This is a genomic window from Streptomyces ovatisporus (assembly GCF_042653885.1).
Lineage (GTDB): Bacteria > Actinomycetota > Actinomycetes > Streptomycetales > Streptomycetaceae > Streptomyces > Streptomyces ovatisporus.
In genome coordinates, this window is sequence record NZ_JBHSFH010000002.1 from 160,811 (window position 1) to 180,586 (window position 19,776).

Genomic DNA, 19,776 nt, shown 5'->3' on the forward strand with positions numbered 1-19,776 from the left:
TCAGGTCGTGGCAGTGAGTCGAGGTCTTGAGTGGTGAGGGTATGAAGGTCAACGCACGCGGCACACGACGCTTCCCCACGGTGACGCGGGACACGGCCCGGCCCGAGGGAGGCCGGCGGGCGATGGGCGCCGGCCATGCGGCGCCCTACCGGCAGTGGCCGCTGCTCGCCGTCTGCTGCGGAGTGCTGATCGGACTCCTGGTGACGATCGGGGAGTTCCGCGCGGGGACCCTCATCATCGGGGTGTCGCTGATCGGCGGTGCCGTGCTGCGCCGGTTCATGCCGTCGGTGGGGATGCTGGCGGTCCGTTCCGCCTTCACGGACATGCTGACGTACGGACTGCTCGGTCTCGCCATCTGCCTGCTGGCACTGATGGCGCAGCCCAGTCCGTGGCTGAGCATCCCGATCCTGGAGGACATCCTCCACTTCACGATCAGAGGCGGGTGAGGGGCGGCGTATCGGTGCATTCCGCTCAGGGCTTCACAACTCCGGCGTTCCGGAGCGTCGTTGACGGCGCAGGGCATGTGGCCCGACACGCCGGGTGACGCGAGGGGGCGGCCCGTACTTCCGCTGTGAAGTGCGGGCCCCCGCCATGGCCGCACCGGCGGGCCGTGGTGGCAGACTGGTGACGACCAAGCGTGGGGAATGTCGACGAAGTCGGGGGACGAGGGGGAGGCACATGCCTCGGTGGAGGCCTCTACCGGAGGAACTGGACCCGCAGATACGGGAGTTCACAAGCCAGTTGAGGCGGCTGGTGGACCGCAGCGGGATGAGCGTCGCGACGGTCGCCGACCGCACCGGCTACAGCAAGTCGTCCTGGGAGAAGTACCTGGGCGGCCGGCTGCTGCCGCCGCGAGGCGCGGCGCACGCTCTGGCGGAGGTCACCGACACCGACATCCGTCACCTGGAGACGATGTGGGAACTGGCCGAACGGGCGTGGAGCCGCGCGGAGATGCGGCACGACGTGACGATGGAGGCCATCCGCGTCGCCCAGGCGCGGGAAGCGCTGGGGGAGTTCTGGGACGAGCCCGCCAAGGGCAAGAAGCGTCCCCGCAACAAGGCGAAGGCCAAGGGCGAGGGACGCGAGAAGGACCAGGCCGGCAAACGGGGCAAGGGCGATTCCCGTAACGGCGAGGCGGCCGGGACGGGCGACGACGGCGAGCCTCTGAACACCTCCGCGTCCACCGCGTTCTCGGCGGCCCCGCCCTCCGCCTCCCAGCTGTCCGGCGGCACCGCCGCCGACGGCTCCGACCGGGCCCGGCAGGCGGACCTGCTGAAGCCGCCCGCGGACGATCAGACGGCGATGCTGCGGCCGCTGCCCCGCAGGGGAGCGGCGGGTGACAGGCAGCGGGTCGATCTGGGTGCCTGGTCCGCTCCGCAGGAGCGTTCCCCCGCCGGGCAGGACGATCCAGCCGGGACGTACGCGCTGGGCGGCGTCGCCTCCCTGCGGAAGGGCAAGGCGGCCGAAGGCGCGGACACCCCCGGTGCGGCGGCGTCCGGAGCGGTCCCCGGACCTCCCGGTTACCCGGGCGGCCCCGGGGGACCGGAGCCGCAGGGGACGCCGGAGGACCCCGAGCGTGCTTCGCGCAAGGTGAGGTACGCGGCTCTCTTCGCCGGTGCCGCCGGTGCGTTCGCCGTCATAGCGGTCGGGGTCCTGATGTTCGGCCTTCCCGGTGTGACGGACAACAGCAACGCCTCGCCGAAGCCTTCACCGTCCACCTCGGCACCGAACCTGCCCGCGGGCGTGAAGTGCCAGGGGAAGGACTGCATCGGCAAGGACCCGGAGGAGATGGGCTGCGGCGGGCAGAACGTCAAGAGCAGCAGCTCCGCCTTCGTGGGTCCGAGCATGGTCGAGGTGCGCTACAGCGAGATCTGCAAGGCCGCCTGGGGCCGGATCACCGGTGCCGCACAGGGGGACGGACTGAAGATCAGCGCGGGTGGACACGCCGAGAGCGACGAGGTCGGCGCGACGAACGACGCCTACACCGAGATGGTGGCCGTCACCTCCGCGACCGAGGCGCGTGCCTGCGCCACCCTCGCGGCGGGCACCACCGGGTGCACCGACCCCGGCGGAACCGAGTCGTCCGCACCGGCGGCGGAGCCCTCCGCGCCGGCGGCGGAGCCGTCCGGTCCCTGAGCGGCGGCACGGCGGCGCCCAGGGGCGCCGCCCGCGGCGTGAGGTGTGAACGCAGCGCGTATGACACGTGATCCGTGCAGATGCCTCATGCGGATGCCTCATGAAGGGGGCGCGTGTCCGGTGCGCCTCACAGGTGCTCTTCCAGGTGCTCTGCCCCGGAGGACGGCGCGGCGCCCGTCCGACGCTCGCGCACCCTGGACCAGGGCTCTCAACTCGGCGCCGCCCGCCTGCTCCTGAGCCCGTCCGAGTTCGAATGAATGCGCATGCATGGCTTGTGCGATTCCGGGAAGGCGCCCGGTCAGCTCCCCCCACGGGCTGGCGGAGACCGGCAGCCGTCCGCGCATACCCCTCCTGGCGCGGGCGGCTGCCGGCGCGTATCGGACGTCGGATAGCCTGGCGCAGGGTCTCTTGACGTAGAGAGACTTCCCGAAAAGGGCAGGGCGCGTTCCCTGTGGCTTCTCCCCCCGGCTTCTCCCCACGCTTCCCTGGGAGGGCCCCAGGGAGGTGCCCCCAGGGAAGGACCCCGCCCCGGAACTGCCACCGCCAGGTACTACGGAGACCGCCATGACCCGCACCCCCGTCAATGTCACCGTCACCGGAGCGGCCGGCCAGATCGGCTACGCGCTGCTCTTCCGTATCGCCTCCGGCCAGCTGCTCGGCGCCGACGTGCCCGTCAGGCTGCGGCTGCTGGAGATCACGCCGGCGCTCAAGGCCGCCGAAGGCACGGCCATGGAGCTCGACGACTGCGCTTTCCCGCTCCTGCACGGCATCGACATCACGGACGACCCGAACGTCGCCTTCGACGGCACCAACGTGGGCCTGCTCGTCGGCGCCCGGCCCCGCACGAAGGGCATGGAGCGCGGCGACCTGCTGGAGGCCAACGGCGGCATCTTCAAGCCGCAGGGCAAGGCCATCAACGACCACGCAGCGGACGACGTGAAGGTCCTCGTCGTCGGCAACCCCGCCAACACGAACGCCCTCATCGCGCAGGCGGCGGCCCCCGACGTGCCCGCGGAGCGCTTCACCGCCATGACGCGCCTCGACCACAACCGCGCGCTCACCCAGCTCGCGAAGACGACCGGCACCCAGGTCACGGACATCAAGAAGCTGACGATCTGGGGCAACCACTCGGCGACGCAGTACCCGGACATCTTCCACGCCGAGATCGCCGGCAAGAACGCGGCCGAGACCGTCAACGACGAGAAGTGGCTGGCGGAGGAGTTCATCCCGACCGTCGCGAAGCGCGGCGCCGCCATCATCGAGGCCCGCGGCGCCTCTTCGGCCGCCTCGGCCGCGAACGCCGCCGTCGACCACGTGCACACCTGGGTCAACGGCACCCCGTCCGGCGACTGGACGTCGATGGGCATCCCCTCCGACGGCTCCTACGGTGTCCCCGAGGGTCTGATCTCGTCCTTCCCCGTGACCTGCTCGGGCGGATCGTACGAGATCGTCCAGGGCCTGGAGATCAACGAGTTCTCCCGCACCCGCATCGACGCCTCTGTCCAGGAGCTCTCCGAGGAGCGCGAAGCCGTCCGCGGTCTCGGTCTTCTCTGACGCCGCCGGCGCGGACAGGCGGATCCACGGGCCCGTGGGGCGGGAGCACACTTCTCCCGTCCCGCGGGCCCGTCGCTCTTCCGGGTAGTCCGCGTGCGGGCCGCTCCGCGGGTGCGGCAGTGCGCTCCACCGCGCTGATCGCCCGTCAAGTCCCCGTCGTTCCCTAAGAGTTATCCCCAGGAGGACCTTTCGGCGTGGCCCGCGGCCTGCTTCCTCGGGTATCTTCGTGGCCTCCCTGGACCAGACCTTAGGGGAAATCGGGGGACTGTCTTGAGTTACCCAGCGCACACACCCGCTCACAGTGAGGCGACACGACTGCTGTGTGCGGGCGCGCGGTTGAACTCCGCGTTCCGGCAGCGCGTCATCGACGAGCTGGTCGGTCATGCGGAGCGTCCGGTGCCGCCGTCACTCGGTGTGAATCTGCGCCCCGTCCTCGCCCATGCCCTGAGAGCCCGTCAGCAGGAAGTGCGCACGGCACTGGCCATGGCGGGAGTGTGGCTCGCCTACTTCCTCGTCTCCGTCCTCATGACGTGGGACGCCATCGACGACAGGTTCGGCGGCAACGCCGACCTCCCCTTCGGCGAGCTGCTCTCGCTGATGCTGTTCACCGACCTCGGTCCGGGCGCGTCCCTCTCCGAACAGCCCACGGCATGGGTGCTGTTCTACGCCGCGGTCGTTCTCGCCCTCTGGGCGGGGCGGGCCGTCTCCGGGCGCGAGACGCTGGTGTACATGCAGTCCCGGGCGCCGCGCTGGTGGACACGCTCCGGGGTGCGGCGGAAGCTGGGCGGCGTCGTCACGCTCGCCGCCCGGCTGCTCGTCGCCGTGTACTGGATCACCGCCGCGACGGGCGTCGCGGAGAACCCGTACCCGGTGATCTTCCCGCTGCTGCTGGCGGCTGTGGTGTGGTGGCACCGGGTCAGAGTGACGACAGTCCTGCGTGAGCAGCTCAGCCGCGAGAAGTTCCCCACGGCCGTGCAGCCCGACCTCCCCCTGACGCAGCGCTATCACCTGGTCGGCGAGGCCATCGACCGCGAACAGCACGCCCAGGCCGCGCTGTACGACGCGAACCGTCCCTTCGTCGGGGCGGGCGTGCCGTACAAGCCGTGGTCGTTCGCGCTGGAGCTGCGCCGCAAGAAGGAGTTCGAGCACGGCGTGCCGGCCCAGGGCGAGACGCACCTCTCCAACCGTCACGTGCTCGGCATGATCATGCCGCGGCTGGTCGCGCTCCGTGAGGCGGCCGCCCGCACCAGCAGGGACCGGCTGCGCGATCTGGAGATCGAGGAGTTCGTCTACATGCCCTCCGGCGTGCGCCGCGACAGCGGCGTCTACAGCCCGGAGAGCGTGCAAGGGCATCTGGGCGAGGCCGTCGAGGAAGGCGGCGAGGCACGCCGCCACTTCATCCGCGTCCGCGTGGGTGCCTGGGAGGAGCAGGTGGTCGTCTCGCTGCTCGTCCGGGTGCACACCCAGGGCGGGATGCTCGTACTGGAGGTCGTTCCGCACGTGCTCGGGCCGGTCGCCGAGAGCTTCCGTGAGGTGGACGCCGTGGTCGAGCGTCAGGCGGAGGGGCTGCTGCGCGAAGGTGTCCTCGCGATCCTCACGGCGCCCGCTTTGACCGCCGCCGCCGGCATCTCCGCGCTGCGGGCGCTGTTCTCGGTCTGCCGTGTCTGGCTCTCCTCGCCGGAGCACGCCGCTCCCGACGCGCCGCTCGTCTCCATCCGGGAGCTGGCGAGCACGTCCGAGCTGTCGCTCTTCCAGGAGATGGACGTGAGCCGCTACATCAAGACGGTCCAGGACCGCATCGCCAGCGGGGTGCGGGACGCGCTGGAGCAGCACGGCTACCGCACGGACCGCTTCGAGCAGCAGATCGTGAACGTGCGCGACGGTGGCGTCTTCATCCAGGGGATGAGCGGCGGAGCGGTCGCCACCGGCGAGCACGGCCATGCCGAGCACGTGGAGGGGAGCTTCACATGACGTCCGGCAGCGCGCAGCCCGGCAGTCCGGAGGAACCCGGCGCCGGCGCGCAGAACGGGGACGACGGGGACGGGGCCGCGGAAGCCGGCGGCGGGGCCGTCCACATCGGGAGCATGTCGGGAGGGGCGATCGCCACGGGCCGGTACGGCCGGGCGACTTCGTACACCTACAGCGCCCCTCCTCCGCAGACGGACGAGGCGACGCGTGTCCTGCTGGATGCCGTACGCACCCTCCGTACGCACATGGAGGTGCTCGCCGCGACCGACGAGACCCGTGAAGTCGACGGTGAACTGGACGAGATCGAGGGGGAGATCACCCGTACGGGCCGGGCCGACCGCGGACGCCTGGCGCGCCTGCGGGAGCGGCTGGAGTCCGGCTCGACCGCGGTCGGCGCGCTGGCTTCGGCGGTGACGGTCGTGCAGGCGGCCGCGGGAGTGCTGGGGTGAGAAACGTGAGGGGTGAGCCGGGATGATCCGCTTCGACGCGGAGCACCAGCGGTGGGTGGACGATGAGGCGGACGCGCTGCGCTCGCAGCGGCAGACCGAGTCCGCGCGTAAGCAACGGCAGGCCCTGAAGGGTGTGTTCGCGGTGCTGGCCGTCTGCGGGCTCGCGTTCGGCACGTGGGCGCTGGGCTGGAAGGACGAGCCGCGGACCCCGGTCTACGACGGCGCGCAGCCCGGGCCCGTGATCTCGGAGCCGCCTGCCTCGTCCCCGCCGGCGCAGGTGCCGACGGAGGCGGAGGACGAGCCGTCCCCTTCCGCGTCGTCGACCCCGCCCTCCGGGTACGAGGTGACCGAGGACTCCGAGGGGTTCACCATCGCCGTCCCCGAGGGCTGGGAACGCCGGACGGAGAGCAGGGAGGACGGCTCGGAGACCGTCTTCTACGAGGCGCTCGGAGGCGCCCGCCAGCTTCAGATCTTCGGGGTCGAGGACGCCGACCCGGACGCCTCGCTGGAACTTGCGGAGAAGAACGCCGAGAAGAACGAGGGCTACGACCGCAAGGGCCTCGACCACCTCGACGGCGGGGAGGCAGGTGCCGCCGCCCGGCTCGAGTACACCTACGACTCGGAAGAGCACGGCGGCACCCGGCACGTCATCGACCACCGCTTCGAGGCCGAGGACGGCGAGCTGTACGCGATCGTCGCCTACGGTCCGGAAGAGGACGGCGACGAGGACGACGAGAAGGAGATGCTGGAGACCGCGCTGGACTTCTTCTGCCCCTCCGGCGCCCAGTGCGGGGACGGAGAAACCGACGCGCCGTGACCGAGTGACGCGGGCGGCCCGCACGGGCGCAGTCCTCCCGGGTGAGGTCCCCGTTCTCCGGGGCCCGGCCCGCGCCGGTGCTCCCGGGAAGGGCGGCGTCCGCTGCCGCGGGTGCCCGGACGGGTCGGCCGGGCTCGGACCCCGGCCGGCCGGCGCGATCCTGCGGGCCGGCGTGACGGCCGTCACCGTCGCTCCTCCCCGCTGCCGGGCGGAACGGCGTCTGCAACCGCAACTTCCGGCACCGGGGACGGCACCGCGGTGCCGCCGATGATCCGCTTTGCGGCAGTTCGCCGGACCGAGTCCGGGCTTTCACGGAGAGTCACCGGATACACCCGTGCCGTAATGCCAACAGAACTGGTCAATCCGGGACCTGAAAATACGTACAAACCCCCATAAGGGGATCTGATCAGGCGCTTCATCAGTGTCCGGCGCACTTCGGCCAGTGAGGAAGCCCACTTGTTATCCCTTCACGGACATGTAAGCGCGGAGACGGGGCAGGGTTCGCTCTTGCCATGTGCCCAGCGCATGGCCGCGGTTCCGTGGGGATCACGAGGTGCGCTCCTCGTGGCACACAGCGTTGTCAAAGCTCGGAAGGCAGTTCAGAGGGTGTCCGAAATCGAGAGCATTCATATCGACGGTGAGTGGCGGGCCGCCGCCGGCGGCGGGACGCGAGAGGTCCTGGATCCCGCCGACGCCACCACGCTCGCCGTTGTGGCCGAGGGCGGAGCGGAGGACACCGACGCGGCGGTCGCCGCCGCCCGTGCCGCCTTCGACGAGGGTGAGTGGCCCCGTACACCCGTCGCCGAGCGGGCGGCCCTGCTGCGTCGCGTCGCGGACCTGCTGCAGCGGGACCGGGAGGAGATCGGCCTGACCGAGTCCCAGGACGCGGGTAAGACGCTCGAAGAGGGCCGGATCGACGTCGACGACGTCACCGCGGCCTTCCGCTACTTCGCCGACCTCGTCGCGGGCGAGTCCGGCGGCCGGGTCGTGGATGCGGGCGACCCCGACGTGCACAGCGTCGTCGTGCACGAGCCCGTCGGGGTCTGCGCGATGATCACGCCCTGGAACTATCCGCTGCTGCAGGCCAGCTGGAAGATCGCCCCGGCGCTTGCCGCGGGCAACACGTTCGTGATCAAACCCAGTGAGATCACCCCGCTCACCACCGTCCATCTGGTGAGACTGCTCGTCGAGGCGGGGCTGCCCGCGGGTGCGGCGAATCTCGTGACGGGCGCCGGCGATCCCGTCGGGGCCCGCCTCGCCGAGCACCCCGACGTGGATCTGATCTCCTTCACCGGCGGTCTCGCCTCCGGGACGAAGGTCGCACAGGCCGCGGCGCCCGGCGTGAAGAAGGTGGCTCTCGAGCTCGGCGGCAAGAACCCCAACGTCGTCTTCGCCGACGCCTGTGCCGCCGAGGAGGGCTTCGACACCGCCGTCGACCAGGCCCTGAACGCCGCCTTCATCCACAGCGGCCAGGTCTGCTCCGCGGGTGCCCGGCTCATCATCGAGGAGTCGGTGCGCGAACGTTTCGTCGTGGAACTCGCCGCCCGCGCCGAGCGGATCCGGCTGGGGCGCGGCACCGAGAAGGGCGTCGAGTGCGGGCCGCTGGTGTCCGCGCAGCAGCTCGCGAAGACCGAGGCGTACGTCGCGTCCGCCCTGGAGGAGGGGGCCGAGCTGCGCTGCGGCGGCCGGCGCCCCGAACCGTCCGACGTGCGCCCCGCCGGGGGCTGGTTCTACTCCCCGACGGTGCTCGACGGCTGCCACCGCGGCATGAAGGTGGTCCGGGAGGAGACCTTCGGGCCGCTGCTGACCGTGGAGACCTTCCGCACCGAGGACGAAGCCGTGGCTCTGGCCAACGACACCGAATACGGTCTCGCGGGCGGAGTCTTCTCCTCGGACACCGCACGGGCCCGCCGCGTGGCGGGACGCCTCAGGCACGGCACCGTGTGGATCAACGACTTCCACCCCTATCTGCCGCAGGCCGAGTGGGGTGGATTCGGCAAGTCCGGCGTGGGCCGGGAGCTGGGCCCGCACGGACTGGCCGAGTACCGCGAGACGAAGCACGTGTACGAGAACCTGCGTCCCACACCTGTCCGCTGGTTCTCCGGCTGACGGAGCACCCCGCATCCCGCCCCGTACGAACGCGTGACCCCAAGGAGCACAAGACGGCAATGTCCAGGCACGAGAGGACCAGCTACGACTACGTCATCGTCGGTGGCGGTACGGCCGGGTCGGTGATCGCCTCACGGCTCACCGAGGACCCGGACGTCACCGTCGCCCTCGTCGAGGGCGGACCGTCCGACATCGACCGGCCCGAAGTGCTCACCCTGCGCCGCTGGCTGGGACTGCTCGGCGGTGAACTCGACTACGACTACCCCACCACCGAGCAGCCCCGCGGCAACTCCCACATCCGCCACAGCCGCGCGAAGGTGCTCGGCGGCTGCTCGTCGCACAACACGCTGATCTCCTTCAAGCCGCTGCCCTCCGACTGGGACGAGTGGGAGACGGCCGGAGCCGAGGGGTGGGGCGCGTCCGCCATGGACCCCTACTTCGCGAAGCTCCGGAACAACGTCGTGCCGGTCGGCGAGCAGGACCGTAACGCCATCGCGCGGGACTTCATCGCCGCGGCGAAGGACGCTCTGGGCGTCCCCGAGATCGACGGTTTCAACAAGGAGCCCTTCCACGAGGGCGTCGGCTTCTTCGATCTCTCCTACCATCCGGAGACGAACAAGCGCTCGTCAGCCTCCGTCGCCTACCTCCACCCGCACATGGAGGCCGGTGACCGGCCCGGCCTCCACATCCTCCTGGAGACCTGGGCGTACCGGCTGGAGCTGGCGGGCGGCAGGGCCACCGGCGTGCACGTCCGGGGCAAGGACGGCGCGGAACGGCTGATATCCGCCGAACGCGAAGTGCTGCTCTGCGCGGGCGCCGTCGACACGCCGCGGCTGCTCATGCACTCGGGCATAGGCCCGAGGGCGGACCTGGAGGCGCTGGGCATCGAGGTGACGCACGATCTGCCGGGTGTGGGGGAGAACCTGCTCGACCATCCCGAGTCGGTCATCGTGTGGGAGACCGACGGTCCCATCCCCGACAACTCCGCCATGGACTCGGACGCCGGTCTCTTCCTGCGCCGGGAGGCGCAGGCCGGCGGGCCGGACCTGATGTTCCACTTCTACCAGATCCCCTTCACGGACAACCCCGAGCGGCTCGGCTACGAACGGCCCCCGCACGGCGTGTCGTTGACGCCGAACATCCCCAAGCCCCGCAGCCGCGGCCGTCTTTACCTGACGTCCGCCGACCCGGACGTCAAACCGGCCCTGGACTTCCGCTACTTCACCGACGAGGACGACTACGACGGCCGCACACTCGTCGACGGCATCAAGGCCGCCCGTGAGGTCGCCCGGGCCGAGCCGTTCGCGAAGTGGCTCAAGCGGGAGGTCTGCCCCGGCCCCGGGGTCACCTCCGACGAGGAGATCAGCGAGTACGCGCGCAAGGTGGCGCACACCGTCTACCACCCGGCGGGCACCTGCCGGATGGGAGCCCCCGACGACGAACTCGCCGTCGTCGACCCCCAGTTGAAGATCCGCGGCCTGGACGGCATCCGGATCGCGGACGCCTCCGTCTTCCCGACGATGCCCGCCGTCAACCCCATGATCGGCGTGCTGATGACCGGTGAGAAGGCGGCCGACCTCATCCGATCCGACGATCGGTCCCCTACGACTACGGCACCGGGAGGTGTTGCGTGATGTCCGAGACCCGCGAGTCCGCCCCGGTCAACCCGGTGTTCTCCGTACGCAATCTGTGGAAGGTCTTCGGCCCCAAGGGCAAGGCGAACCGCGTCCCCGAGAACAAGGAGCTCACCGGCCTCTCCGGTGCCGAACTGACCGAGCGGACCGGCTGCACCGCAGCCGTCCGCGACGTCTCCTTCGACGTGCGCAAGGGCGAGGTCTTCGTCGTGATGGGCCTGTCGGGCTCCGGCAAGTCCACCCTCGTACGGTGTCTGACCCGCCTCATCGAACCGACCTCCGGGCAACTGGAGATCGACGGTGAGGACGTCCTCGGCATGGACAAGACACGGCTGCGCGCACTGCGCCGCCACCGCGCCGCCATGGTCTTCCAGAACTTCGGCCTGCTGCCGCACCGTTCGGTCACCGACAACGTCGCCTACGGCCTGGAGATCCAGGGCATCGGCAAGCGTGAACGCCGCGCCAGGGCCGCCGAGATGGTCGAGAAGGTCGGGTTGCAGGGCCTCGGCGACCGGCGCCCCGGACAGCTCTCCGGCGGCCAGCAGCAGCGCGTCGGACTCGCCCGCGCCCTGGCCGTCGACCCCGAAGTGCTCCTCTTCGACGAGCCGTTCAGCGCCCTCGACCCCCTGATCCGGCGCGACATGCAGGAAGAGGTCATCCGCCTGCACCGCGCCGAGGGCCGGACGATGATCTTCATCACGCACGACCTGTCCGAGGCGCTGCGCCTCGGCGACCGCATCGCACTGATGCGGGCCGGTGAGATCGTGCAGCTCGGCACCCCCGAGGAGATCGTCGCCAAACCCGCCGACGACTACGTCCGCGACTTCGTCCGCGACGTCCCGCGCGACCAGGTCATCTCCGTCCGCCGCGCCATGCGTCCCGCCGACAAGGCCGAGGCCGCGGGCAGCGGCCCCGCCCTCGCCCCGGACACGCTGGTCTCCGACGCGATCGAGGCCGTCGCCCGCAGCGGCGAGAGCTGCCGGGTCGTGGAGGGCGGACGCACCATCGGCGTCGTCGACCACGCCCGCCTGCTCAAGGTCGTCGCCGGTATCGACCAGGAGGGCGAGGGCGAGGCAGACAAGGACAAGGAGGTCGCGGCCGTATGAACACGCACCTCGTCGCGCCGCCCGCCCTCCACGGGCAGCGCCGCTCCTCCGGCCACGGGACGGGGAGGCTGATATGAGCACGCCCACGATTCCCGACAAGGGCGAGCAGCGCGCTCCCGACGCCGCCGCCCCGCAGCGGACGGCCCCGGACGCCGCCCAGCACGACGGGCCGGGTCTCCTGCAGCGTCTGGCCGGCAGCCCCAAGGCGCTGCTGCTGCTGTTCACCGTTCTGGTCGTCGTCGTCAGTGCGGCGGTCACCGGTTCCGGCGCCTGGCCGGACGGCTGGACGGTCGACGTCAGGACACCGCTGAACGACCTGGACAACTGGCTCGTCGACAACCGCGAGACGTCGCCGGTCTTCCTCTACTTCCTGCTGCACATCAGCAACTCCGCCGAGTCCTCGGTGGACGCCATCACCGGCCTGCTCGAATCGATGGGCTGGGTCGGCGTCACCCTCATCGGCACACTGATCGCCTGGGCCGCCGGCGGCGCCGACCTCTCCCGGCGCGCGCTGCGTACGGGCGGTACCGCGCTGGGCGTCTTCATCGTCTGCGGTGTGCTGGAGATGTGGGAAGCCACCATGGAGACGCTCGCCCTGATGACGGCGGCCGTCTTCGCCTCGGCGGTGCTCGGGCTGCTGCTCGGACTCGCGGCGGGCCTCTCCGACCGCTTCGAGAAGATCCTCCGCCCGGTCTTCGACACCATGCAGGTCATGCCGGCGTTCGCCTATCTGCTGCCGCTGCTGCTGATGTTCGGCATCGGCGTGCCGTCCGCGCTGATCGCGACCGTCATCTACGCCGCCCCGCCGATGGCCAGGCTCACCTCGCTGGGCCTGCGGAGCGCCGACCCGGCCGCGCTGGAGGCGTCCACCTCGCTGGGGTCGACCCCCTGGCAGCGGCTGCGGACCGCACGGGTGCCGCTGGCACGCAGGCAGATGATGCTGGGCCTCAACCAGGCGATCATGATGTGTCTGTCGATGGTGGTCCTCGCCTCCCTCATCGGCTCGGAGGGCCTGGGCGACGAGATCTACCAGGCGCTCGGCAGCCTCGACATCGGCACCGCCCTGACGGCGGGCACCGCCGTCGTACTGATCGCGGTCCTGCTGGACCGCACGACCTCCGCCGCCGGGGAGCGGCTCGACGCCGTCGCCACAGCGGGCACCACCCGGCTGATGAAGCGGGTGCGCGCGGCCGTGTGGGGGCTCGTCCTCGTCCTGCTCGGCCTCTTCGCGGCCGTCGGCTCCGCGATCAGCGAGAGCGAGTGGCCGGAGGCGTGGACCGTCGACATCACGCGGCAACTGGACAGCGGCGTCGGCTGGTTCACCGACCACCTGGGTTCCGGCGTCCCGCTGCTGGGCGGCACGGTGACGTGGGCGCAGGGCTTCACGGAGTACATGCTCAACCCGCTGCGCTCCGGGCTGCTGGCCACTCCCTGGTGGGCGCTGGCGCTGCTGGTGGCCGTCGTCGGCTGGGTGGTCGGTACCTGGCGGGCAGCGCTGACGGGGGTCGTGTGCCTCGTCCTCGTCGGTGTGATGGGTCTGTGGGAGGTGTCGATGGACACGCTGTCGCAGGTGCTCGGCGGCCTGCTGCTCACCGTGACGGTCGGCCTCGTCTTCGGCATCCTCGCGGCCCGTGTCGAACGCGTCGACCGGATGCTGCGTCCCGTGCTCGACACCATGCAGACGATGCCGCAGTTCGTGTACCTGATCCCGGTGATCGCGCTCGTCGGCCTGAGCCGCAGCGCGGGCATCATCGCCGCCGTGATCTACGCGGCTCCCGCCGTCATCCGCATCACCGCCCAGGGGCTGCGCTACGTCGACCCCTCGGCGATGGAGGCGTCACTCTCCCTGGGCGCCACGGGCAAGCAGCAACTGCTCCAGGTCCAGCTGCCGCTGGCGCGCAAGTCGCTGCTGGTCGGCGTCAACCAGGGCGTCGTGCTGGTGCTCTCGATGGTCGTCATCGCCGGTCTCATCGGCGGCGGCGCGCTGGGCTACGACGTCGTGCAGGGCCTGTCCAAGGGCGACCTCTCCCAGGGGCTGCCCGCCGGCATCGCCATCGTCTGCCTCGGCATCATGCTCGACCGGCTCACCCAGCCCGCGGGCGCACGTCCCCGTGAGTAGAACCCCCCCCCAGTCACCCCCCAAGCGAGTTCCCCTCCCGAGAAGAGAAGACAGGACCCGGAAATGAACAGCAAACAGATACGCAACTCCGTCATCGCCGGTATCGGCGTCCTCGGCGTACTCTCCCTCTCCGCGTGCGGGGCGGCCGAGACCAGCAGCGGAGGCGGCAAGGACGACAAGGTCGTCCTGGCTGAACCTTCGTGGGTCGGCGCCCAGGCCAACGCCGCAGTCGTCAAGAAGCTCATGGAGGACGAGCTCGACGTCAAGGTCGAGGCCAAGCAGATGGACGAGCCCGTCGCCTTCGACGCGCTCGACAGCGGCAAGGCCGACGCCATCCTCGAGGACTGGCACGGCGTCCCGAAGAAGCAGAAGAAGTACGTCGAGGAGAAGAAGACGGTCGTCTCCGGCGGCGACCTCGGTGTCGTCGGCCACATCGGCTGGTTCGTGCCGAAGTACTACGCCGACAAGCACCCGGACGTCACCGACTACAAGAAGCTCAACAAGTACGCCAAGGACTTCCGGACCTCCGAGAGCGGCGACAAGGGTCACTTCATCGGTGCGGCACCGTCGTACTCGCAGCACGACAAGGGCCTCATCAAGAACTTCGACCTCGACTTCAAGCACATCCCGAGCGGTGCCGAGGCGGCGCAGCTGAAGGAGATCCAGCGGCTCTACAAGGCGAAGAAGCCCTTCCTCACCTACTGGTGGGAGCCGCAGTGGATGAACAACCAGATCGACATGGTCGAGGTCAAGCTGCCCAAGCACACTCCGGGCTGTGAGACGCCCGAGTCCGAGGCGAAGTGCGGCTACGAGACCAACCAGCTCGAGAAGTTCCTGAACAAGGACTTCGCCGACAGCAACAGCGACGCCGCGAAGTTCATCAAGAACTTCAAGTGGACCACCAAGGACCAGAACCAGGTCGCGGGTGACATCGCCGGCAAGAAGATGAAGCCGGAGGACGCGGCCGAGAAGTGGATCAAGGCCAACAAGTCCACCTGGGAGAAGTGGCTGCCGAAGAAGTAACCACGGCGTGCTGCCGGAACCCACGCTTCGAACCGACGGGGCCGGGACACCTCATCCGGTGTCCCGGCCCCGCCGGGTCTGTACTCGCAGTACCACAAGGACGCTTGTCCGCCGGGGCCCCTCCGTAAACGCCCCCCGGCACAGCCGTGGCGGAGAGTCGCACCGCGCGCGGAATCAGGCGTTCAGGTGCCGCGCAGCTCGCGTGCCATGTCCCGTACGGCCGCACTCGCGCGCACCATGAGCCCGCCGCCGAAGGTGATCCGCCGGGCTCCCGCGGCGCCCAGTTCGCGGGGCGCGGGCCCGTCCACGGTGGCCAGGGCGTTGACGGGCGTCTCCAGCTCCCGCGCCAGCACGCGGATGTCGGCCAGGGGCGCGCCGATCGGATACACGCACTCCGCACCCGCCTCCGCGTACAGCCGGGCCCGCGCGAGCGCATCGGCCAGCGGGTCCGGCACATCCCGCAGGTAACTGTCGATGCGGGCGTTCACGAGCAGCCGGCCGCGAGCAGCGGTGACCACCGCGGAGAGAAATTCCGCCTGCCTCTCCGGGGCGGCCATCTCGCCGCCCTCGGAGTCCTCCAGATTGCAGCCGGCGGCCCCGGCCTCCAGGAGCCGTTCGACGATACGGCCGGGCGGCAGCCCGTAGCCGCGCTCGATGTCCGCCGTCACCGGTACCTCGACGGCCCGTACGATCCTGGCCACCGCGGCGAACATCTCGTCGGCCGGTGTCTCCCCGTCGGCATGGCCGAGGGATGCCGCGACGCCGTGGCTCGGTGTGGCCAGCGCCTCGAAACCGGCTTCGGCGAAGATCTGCGCGCTGGCCGCGTCCCACGGTCCGGGCAGCACGAGCGGGTCGCCGGCGTCGCGTCCCCGGTGCAGCGCGCGCAGTCTCGACACGCCGTCGCCCGGATCCGCCGCCGTGCTCATCGCGCACCCGCGCCGGCCGCGGCCAGCCCCGCGGGGACGGCACGAGTGGTGACCTGGAAGCGGTTCCAGGCGTTGATCGCCACGATCTGTGCGACGAGACGGGCCAGTTCGGCCTCCCCGAAGTGCTGTGCTGCGCGTGCGTACACCTCGTCGGGTACGAACCCGTCCGTCAGCTCGGTCATCGCCTCGGTCAGCGCGAGCGCGGCCCGTTCCCGCTCCGAGTAGAGCCCGGGGGTCTCCTCCCAGGCGGCGAGGAGATCCAGCCGCAGCTGCTTCTCGCCCTTCCCGCGGGCCTCGGTCAGGTGCATGTCCAGGCAGAACGCACACCTGTTGAGCTGCGAGGCGCGGATCTTGACCAGCTCCGCCACGACCGGGTCCAGGCCGTCCGCCGCCGCTGCCTGGAACGCGGCCATGCCCTGGTAGACGTCGGGCGCGACCCGGAAGAGTTCCATCCGCGGCTGGGGCCCTGCCACGTCCGCATGCGTGTGTGTCGTCGTCATGGCGCCGAGCCTATGACGCCATTGGTCCAGGTATAGGGTCCATTTCCATGGCAGATCCGTGGGCCAATCCGGAACGGGAGCACGCCGGCGAAGCCGGCCGTGACGCAGGCACGTCCGGCACAGGTGCCGACCTCCACCTCGATCTGTCCGGAACGGGCACACGCCGTGCCGCCCTCACCCGTGCCCTCCGGGACGCGATCTGCTCGGGCCGGCTCGCCCCGGGAACCCGGCTGCCTCCCTCCCGTACTCTCGCCGCCGACCTCGGCCTCGCACGCAACACCGTCGCGTCCGGCTACGCCGAACTCGTGGCCGAGGGCTGGCTCACCGCCCGCCAGGGCTCCGGCACTCACGTGGCACAGCGCTCGGAGCCGGTCCGGGCGGGTCCGCGGATCACCGTCCCGCCCCCGGGCGGCGCCGGGGGCCCGCGCGCCGTGGACCGCGTGGACCACGACCTGGGCACGGGGAAGCCCGACGCGTCCTCCTTCCCCCGCCAGGCCTGGCTCACCTCCGCCCGTCGTGCCCTGGCCGGGGCTCCCGCCGAGGCATTCGGCTTCGGCGACCCGCGCGGCAGGCCGGAGCTGCGCCGGGCGCTGGCCGGTTACCTGGCCCGCGTCCGCGGCGTACGCGCCGACCCGGAACGGATCGTCGTCTGCGGGGGTGTCGCCCAGGGCCTCGCCCTGCTCGCCCGGGTGCTGCCCCGGGAGACGGCTGTCGAGGAGTACGGGCTCTGGCTCCACCGCGATCTGCTCACCGCGGGCGGAGTGCGTACCCGGCCGCTCCCCGTGGACGCCGACGGCGCGTGCACACCCGGGCTGACCCGGCTTCCGTCCGTACGCGCGGTGCTGCTCACTCCCGCCCACCAGTACCCGACGGGCGTGCCGCTGCATCCGGACCGCCGTGCCGCGGTCGTCGACTGGGCGCGGGGCACGGGCGGGCTCGTGCTGGAGGACGACTACGACGGCGAGTTCCGCTACGACCGGAGGCCTGTCGGCGCGCTGCAGAGCCTCGATCCCGAACGCGTGGTGTATCTCGGCACGTCCAGCAAGTCGCTGTCACCGGCGCTGCGGATCGCCTGGATGGTGCTGCCGCGTCATCTCCTCGAAGCGGTGACAGCGGCCACGACCGCGGCCGAGTGGACCGTCGGCATCACGGACCAGCTCACCCTCGCCGACTTCCTGGAGCGCGGCGCGTACGACAAGCACGTACGGGCGATGCGCCAGCGCTACCGGCTGAGACGCGACCGCCTCGTGGCCGCGGTCGGGGCACGGGCCCCCGGCGTGCGGCTCACCGGCATCGCGGCGGGTCTGCACGCGGTCCTCCGGCTCCCGGACGGAGTGGAGGAGTCCACGGTGCTTGCCGCTGCCGCCCGTCGCGGGGTCGGGCTGGACCTGCTCTCCCGCTTCCGGCACCCCGGGGCGTGTTCGGAGGGGCGTCCGGCCCGCCCCGCCGTGATCGTCGGCTACGGTGCTCCCTCCGAACACGCCTATACCGGGGCCCTGGACGCCCTCTGCCGGGTTCTGGAGGAGACGACGGGCGCACGGCGGGTGCAGCGTCCGCACCGCAGCCGCGGCGACCGTGACCGGTGACGCGCAGCCCCGGCGGACGCAGCCGGTGGACGCAGTGCCGCGGAGCCGGGGCGCCTGGGAGCCGGGGCGGCCGCGCGGACGGAACCGGCGTCAGGCTTTCCTGGAGGCCAACTGCACGATCGTCACGTCCGAGTCGGCGCCGACGCGGACAGGCGGACCCCAGGCACCCGCACCGCGAGTGACGTACAGCTGCGTGTCGCCGTAGCGTTCCAGTCCGGCGACGGTGGGGTTGGCGAGCGCCGCGAGATACTGCCCCGGCCACATCTGCCCGCCGTGCGAATGCCCGGACAGCTGGAGGTCCACTCCGTGGTCGACGGCGTCGTGGACCTGGACGGGCTGGTGGGCGAGGAGCACCGAGGCGCGGGAGGTGTCGCGGTCGCCGAGCGCCTTGTCGAAGTCCGGGCCCTCACCCGACTCTTCGCCCCGTACGTCGTTGACGCCCGCGAGGTCGAAGCCGGGCATCTCGCGACGGGCGTTCTCCAGCGGGTGGACGCCCAGTTCGCGGACGTGGTCGATCCACTCCCCGGCGTCGCCGAAGTACTCGTGGTTGCCGGTGACGAAGAACGAGCCGTCGCGTGCGCGGAGCCGTCGCAGCGGCTCCGCGGCGGGCGCGAGGTCCTCGACGTCGCCGTCCACCAGGTCGCCGACGATCGCGATCATGTCGGGCTGCGCGCTGTTGATCGTGTCCACGATGCGCTGCGTGTGGGCGCGCCCCAGCACCGCACCGATGTGGATGTCGCTCACGACCGCGATCCGGTAACCGTGGGCGGCGCGCGGCAACTTGGCGAGCGGCACGGTGATCCGCTTGAGGGTGGGACCGTTGAACAGGCTGTACGCGCCCGCTCCGACGGTCCCCGCCGCGGCGACCGTGGCACCCGCGGCGACGGTACGGGCGACGAAGAGGCGTCTGGAAAGGGCCGCGGGGTCCCCACGGTCCGTACGGTCGACGCCGACGGGCGGGCTGTCTCCCCGGGGGCCCTCGGGGCCCTGCCCGTCCCCGCTCCCGGCGGCCTTCTTCCCGGTGGCGGTGGCACAGGCGACGCCGCCGCCCGTGTCCACCACGGTCGCGGTCCCGGTCCGGGCGCCGGTCCCGGCGTCAGGGTCCGTCCCGGGGCCGGAAGCCGTCCGCTCCGCAGCCGGCTGCGACGCCGCCACCGCGTCGTCCTGCGCGCCCGCCCCGTCGGCCCGGCGCTCCAGGAACCGGCGCAGCAGCGGACGTACGAACTCACCCGCCAGGAGCGCCAGCAGCAGGTACAGCAGCAGTGCCACCCACATGAAGCCGGGCCACGCGAGCACCTGCTGCAGGACGAAGGGCACATCGCTCCGTCCGAGGGTGAAGTTGAGGACGGTCAGCGCCGGCAGTGCGAAGGCGAGCGCCGTGCCCGCGCGCCGCCAGCGGCTGCCGGGCGCCGAGACGTCCCGCACGAGGCGTCGCCACAGATACCAGTGGGCCACCCCCAGCAGGCAGAACACCGTCAGCAGGACCAGTACGAAGACAACAGGCACGGTCACCAACCCCTACTCTCCGGATGAGCGCCGGAGAGCGCGCAGCCCCCGGAGACCGATGACGCCGATCGCCGTTCCCAGCACGAAGGACACGACGGCGAGCAGCAGATGAACCCAGAAGTAACCTGTCGGCTCGCCGGCGCCGTCGAACGCGAGTCCGCTGCCGTCCTTCCACAGGTTCTTCACGAAGGTGATCCAGATGAACCAGGACCAGACTCCGAAGGCGAGCAGGAACCAGGACACGGAACGGCTGAGGGTGAGCGGGCGCGAGGACCGCGTCCCGGAGGACTGAGGCATGGGGTCAAGTATGGCTATCGGGCTGAAGAGATGGTGGAGAGGGGCC

16 protein-coding genes are annotated in these 19,776 nt (G+C 71.1%); 12 read left to right on the forward strand and 4 right to left on the reverse strand.

The window, feature by feature from the left end; all coding sequences use genetic code 11:
- The first annotated feature begins 41 nt into the window (after positions 1-41).
- The 11 genes from ACFPA8_RS00975 to ACFPA8_RS01025 all read left to right on the forward strand — a co-directional run bounded on the left by ACFPA8_RS00975 (position 42) and on the right by ACFPA8_RS01025 (position 14,915).
- Complete coding sequence (locus ACFPA8_RS00975; RefSeq protein WP_386440738.1) at positions 42-446, forward strand: DUF3017 domain-containing protein; 405 nt, start codon at positions 42-44, stop codon at positions 444-446.
- A gap of 232 nt (positions 447-678) precedes the next feature.
- A complete protein-coding gene (locus ACFPA8_RS00980; RefSeq protein WP_386440740.1) occupies positions 679-2,136 on the forward strand; it encodes a DUF2690 domain-containing protein in 1,458 nt (485 codons plus the stop codon).
- A 564-nt stretch (positions 2,137-2,700) separates the two neighbouring features.
- Complete coding sequence (locus ACFPA8_RS00985) at positions 2,701-3,690, forward strand: malate dehydrogenase (protein WP_386440743.1); 990 nt, start codon at positions 2,701-2,703, stop codon at positions 3,688-3,690.
- 336 nt (positions 3,691-4,026) lie between these two features.
- Positions 4,027-5,661, forward strand: coding sequence for a hypothetical protein (locus ACFPA8_RS00990; protein WP_386440745.1), 1,635 nt, complete (start codon positions 4,027-4,029; stop codon positions 5,659-5,661).
- The gene (locus ACFPA8_RS00995; RefSeq protein ID WP_386440748.1) at positions 5,658-6,107 is read left to right on the forward strand and encodes a hypothetical protein; all 450 of its coding nucleotides are present in this window, start codon (positions 5,658-5,660) and stop codon (positions 6,105-6,107) included. Before ACFPA8_RS00990 ends, ACFPA8_RS00995 begins: the two co-directional genes overlap by 4 nt.
- A gap of 22 nt (positions 6,108-6,129) precedes the next feature.
- Positions 6,130-6,924 (forward strand): hypothetical protein, encoded by a 795-nt coding sequence (locus ACFPA8_RS01000; RefSeq protein ID WP_386440751.1) that lies wholly within the window; start codon positions 6,130-6,132, stop codon positions 6,922-6,924.
- Between the two features lie 606 nt (positions 6,925-7,530).
- Positions 7,531-9,033 carry an aldehyde dehydrogenase family protein gene (locus tag ACFPA8_RS01005; RefSeq protein WP_386440754.1) on the forward strand — a complete coding sequence of 501 codons (1,503 nt, stop codon included), beginning with the start codon at positions 7,531-7,533 and terminating at the stop codon, positions 9,031-9,033.
- Between the two features lie 59 nt (positions 9,034-9,092).
- Positions 9,093-10,667, forward strand: a complete 1,575-nt coding sequence (locus ACFPA8_RS01010; RefSeq protein WP_386440757.1) for a GMC family oxidoreductase — start codon at positions 9,093-9,095, stop codon at positions 10,665-10,667.
- On the forward strand, positions 10,667-11,773 hold the full coding sequence (locus tag ACFPA8_RS01015; protein ID WP_386440760.1) for a quaternary amine ABC transporter ATP-binding protein: 1,107 nt from the start codon (positions 10,667-10,669) through the stop codon (positions 11,771-11,773). The genes ACFPA8_RS01010 and ACFPA8_RS01015 overlap by 1 nt, the downstream gene beginning before the upstream one ends.
- A 73-nt stretch (positions 11,774-11,846) precedes the next feature.
- Positions 11,847-13,892: an ABC transporter permease gene (locus tag ACFPA8_RS01020; RefSeq protein WP_386440763.1), complete on the forward strand. Its 2,046-nt coding sequence runs from the start codon at positions 11,847-11,849 to the stop codon at positions 13,890-13,892.
- A gap of 63 nt (positions 13,893-13,955) precedes the next feature.
- The gene (locus ACFPA8_RS01025) at positions 13,956-14,915 is read left to right on the forward strand and encodes an ABC transporter substrate-binding protein (protein WP_386440766.1); all 960 of its coding nucleotides are present in this window, start codon (positions 13,956-13,958) and stop codon (positions 14,913-14,915) included.
- 182 nt (positions 14,916-15,097) lie between these two features.
- Here the strand turns inward: ACFPA8_RS01025 and ACFPA8_RS01030 are convergent, their stop codons facing one another.
- Positions 15,098-15,841 (reverse strand): isocitrate lyase/PEP mutase family protein, encoded by a 744-nt coding sequence (locus tag ACFPA8_RS01030; RefSeq protein ID WP_386440769.1) that lies wholly within the window; start codon positions 15,839-15,841, stop codon positions 15,098-15,100.
- Entirely contained in the window at positions 15,838-16,341 is a 504-nt protein-coding gene (locus ACFPA8_RS01035) for a carboxymuconolactone decarboxylase family protein (RefSeq protein ID WP_386440772.1), read from the reverse strand. Before ACFPA8_RS01035 ends, ACFPA8_RS01030 begins: the two co-directional genes overlap by 4 nt.
- Before the next feature lie 47 nt (positions 16,342-16,388).
- Here ACFPA8_RS01035 and pdxR point away from each other — a divergent pair, with 47 nt between their 5' ends.
- Complete coding sequence (gene pdxR, locus ACFPA8_RS01040; RefSeq protein ID WP_386440775.1) at positions 16,389-17,927, forward strand: MocR-like pyridoxine biosynthesis transcription factor PdxR; 1,539 nt, start codon at positions 16,389-16,391, stop codon at positions 17,925-17,927.
- A gap of 90 nt (positions 17,928-18,017) precedes the next feature.
- Here the strand turns inward: pdxR and ACFPA8_RS01045 are convergent, their stop codons facing one another.
- On the reverse strand, positions 18,018-19,433 hold the full coding sequence (locus ACFPA8_RS01045) for a metallophosphoesterase (RefSeq protein ID WP_386441152.1): 1,416 nt from the start codon (positions 19,431-19,433) through the stop codon (positions 18,018-18,020).
- Between the two features lie 12 nt (positions 19,434-19,445).
- Positions 19,446-19,730 (reverse strand): SCO4848 family membrane protein, encoded by a 285-nt coding sequence (locus tag ACFPA8_RS01050; RefSeq protein ID WP_386440777.1) that lies wholly within the window; start codon positions 19,728-19,730, stop codon positions 19,446-19,448.
- Positions 19,731-19,776 lie beyond the last annotated feature (46 nt).

What these genes read in the sequence shown, in the direction of transcription:
- ACFPA8_RS00975 (WP_386440738.1), top strand. Translation starts at nt 42, where the DNA reads ATGAAGGTCAACGCACGCGGCACACGACGCTTCCCCACGGTGACGCGG.
- ACFPA8_RS00980 (WP_386440740.1), top strand. Translation starts at nt 679, where the DNA reads ATGCCTCGGTGGAGGCCTCTACCGGAGGAACTGGACCCGCAGATACGG.
- ACFPA8_RS00985 (WP_386440743.1), top strand. Translation starts at nt 2,701, where the DNA reads ATGACCCGCACCCCCGTCAATGTCACCGTCACCGGAGCGGCCGGCCAG.
- ACFPA8_RS00995 (WP_386440748.1), top strand. Translation starts at nt 5,658, where the DNA reads ATGACGTCCGGCAGCGCGCAGCCCGGCAGTCCGGAGGAACCCGGCGCC.
- ACFPA8_RS01000 (WP_386440751.1), top strand. Translation starts at nt 6,130, where the DNA reads ATGATCCGCTTCGACGCGGAGCACCAGCGGTGGGTGGACGATGAGGCG.
- ACFPA8_RS01010 (WP_386440757.1), top strand. Translation starts at nt 9,093, where the DNA reads ATGTCCAGGCACGAGAGGACCAGCTACGACTACGTCATCGTCGGTGGC.
- ACFPA8_RS01015 (WP_386440760.1), top strand. Translation starts at nt 10,667, where the DNA reads ATGTCCGAGACCCGCGAGTCCGCCCCGGTCAACCCGGTGTTCTCCGTA.
- ACFPA8_RS01020 (WP_386440763.1), top strand. Translation starts at nt 11,847, where the DNA reads ATGAGCACGCCCACGATTCCCGACAAGGGCGAGCAGCGCGCTCCCGAC.
- ACFPA8_RS01025 (WP_386440766.1), top strand. Translation starts at nt 13,956, where the DNA reads ATGAACAGCAAACAGATACGCAACTCCGTCATCGCCGGTATCGGCGTC.
- ACFPA8_RS01030 (WP_386440769.1), bottom strand. Translation starts at nt 15,841, where the DNA reads ATGAGCACGGCGGCGGATCCGGGCGACGGCGTGTCGAGACTGCGCGCG.
- ACFPA8_RS01035 (WP_386440772.1), bottom strand. Translation starts at nt 16,341, where the DNA reads ATGACGACGACACACACGCATGCGGACGTGGCAGGGCCCCAGCCGCGG.
- pdxR (WP_386440775.1), top strand. Translation starts at nt 16,389, where the DNA reads ATGGCAGATCCGTGGGCCAATCCGGAACGGGAGCACGCCGGCGAAGCC.
- ACFPA8_RS01050 (WP_386440777.1), bottom strand. Translation starts at nt 19,730, where the DNA reads ATGCCTCAGTCCTCCGGGACGCGGTCCTCGCGCCCGCTCACCCTCAGC.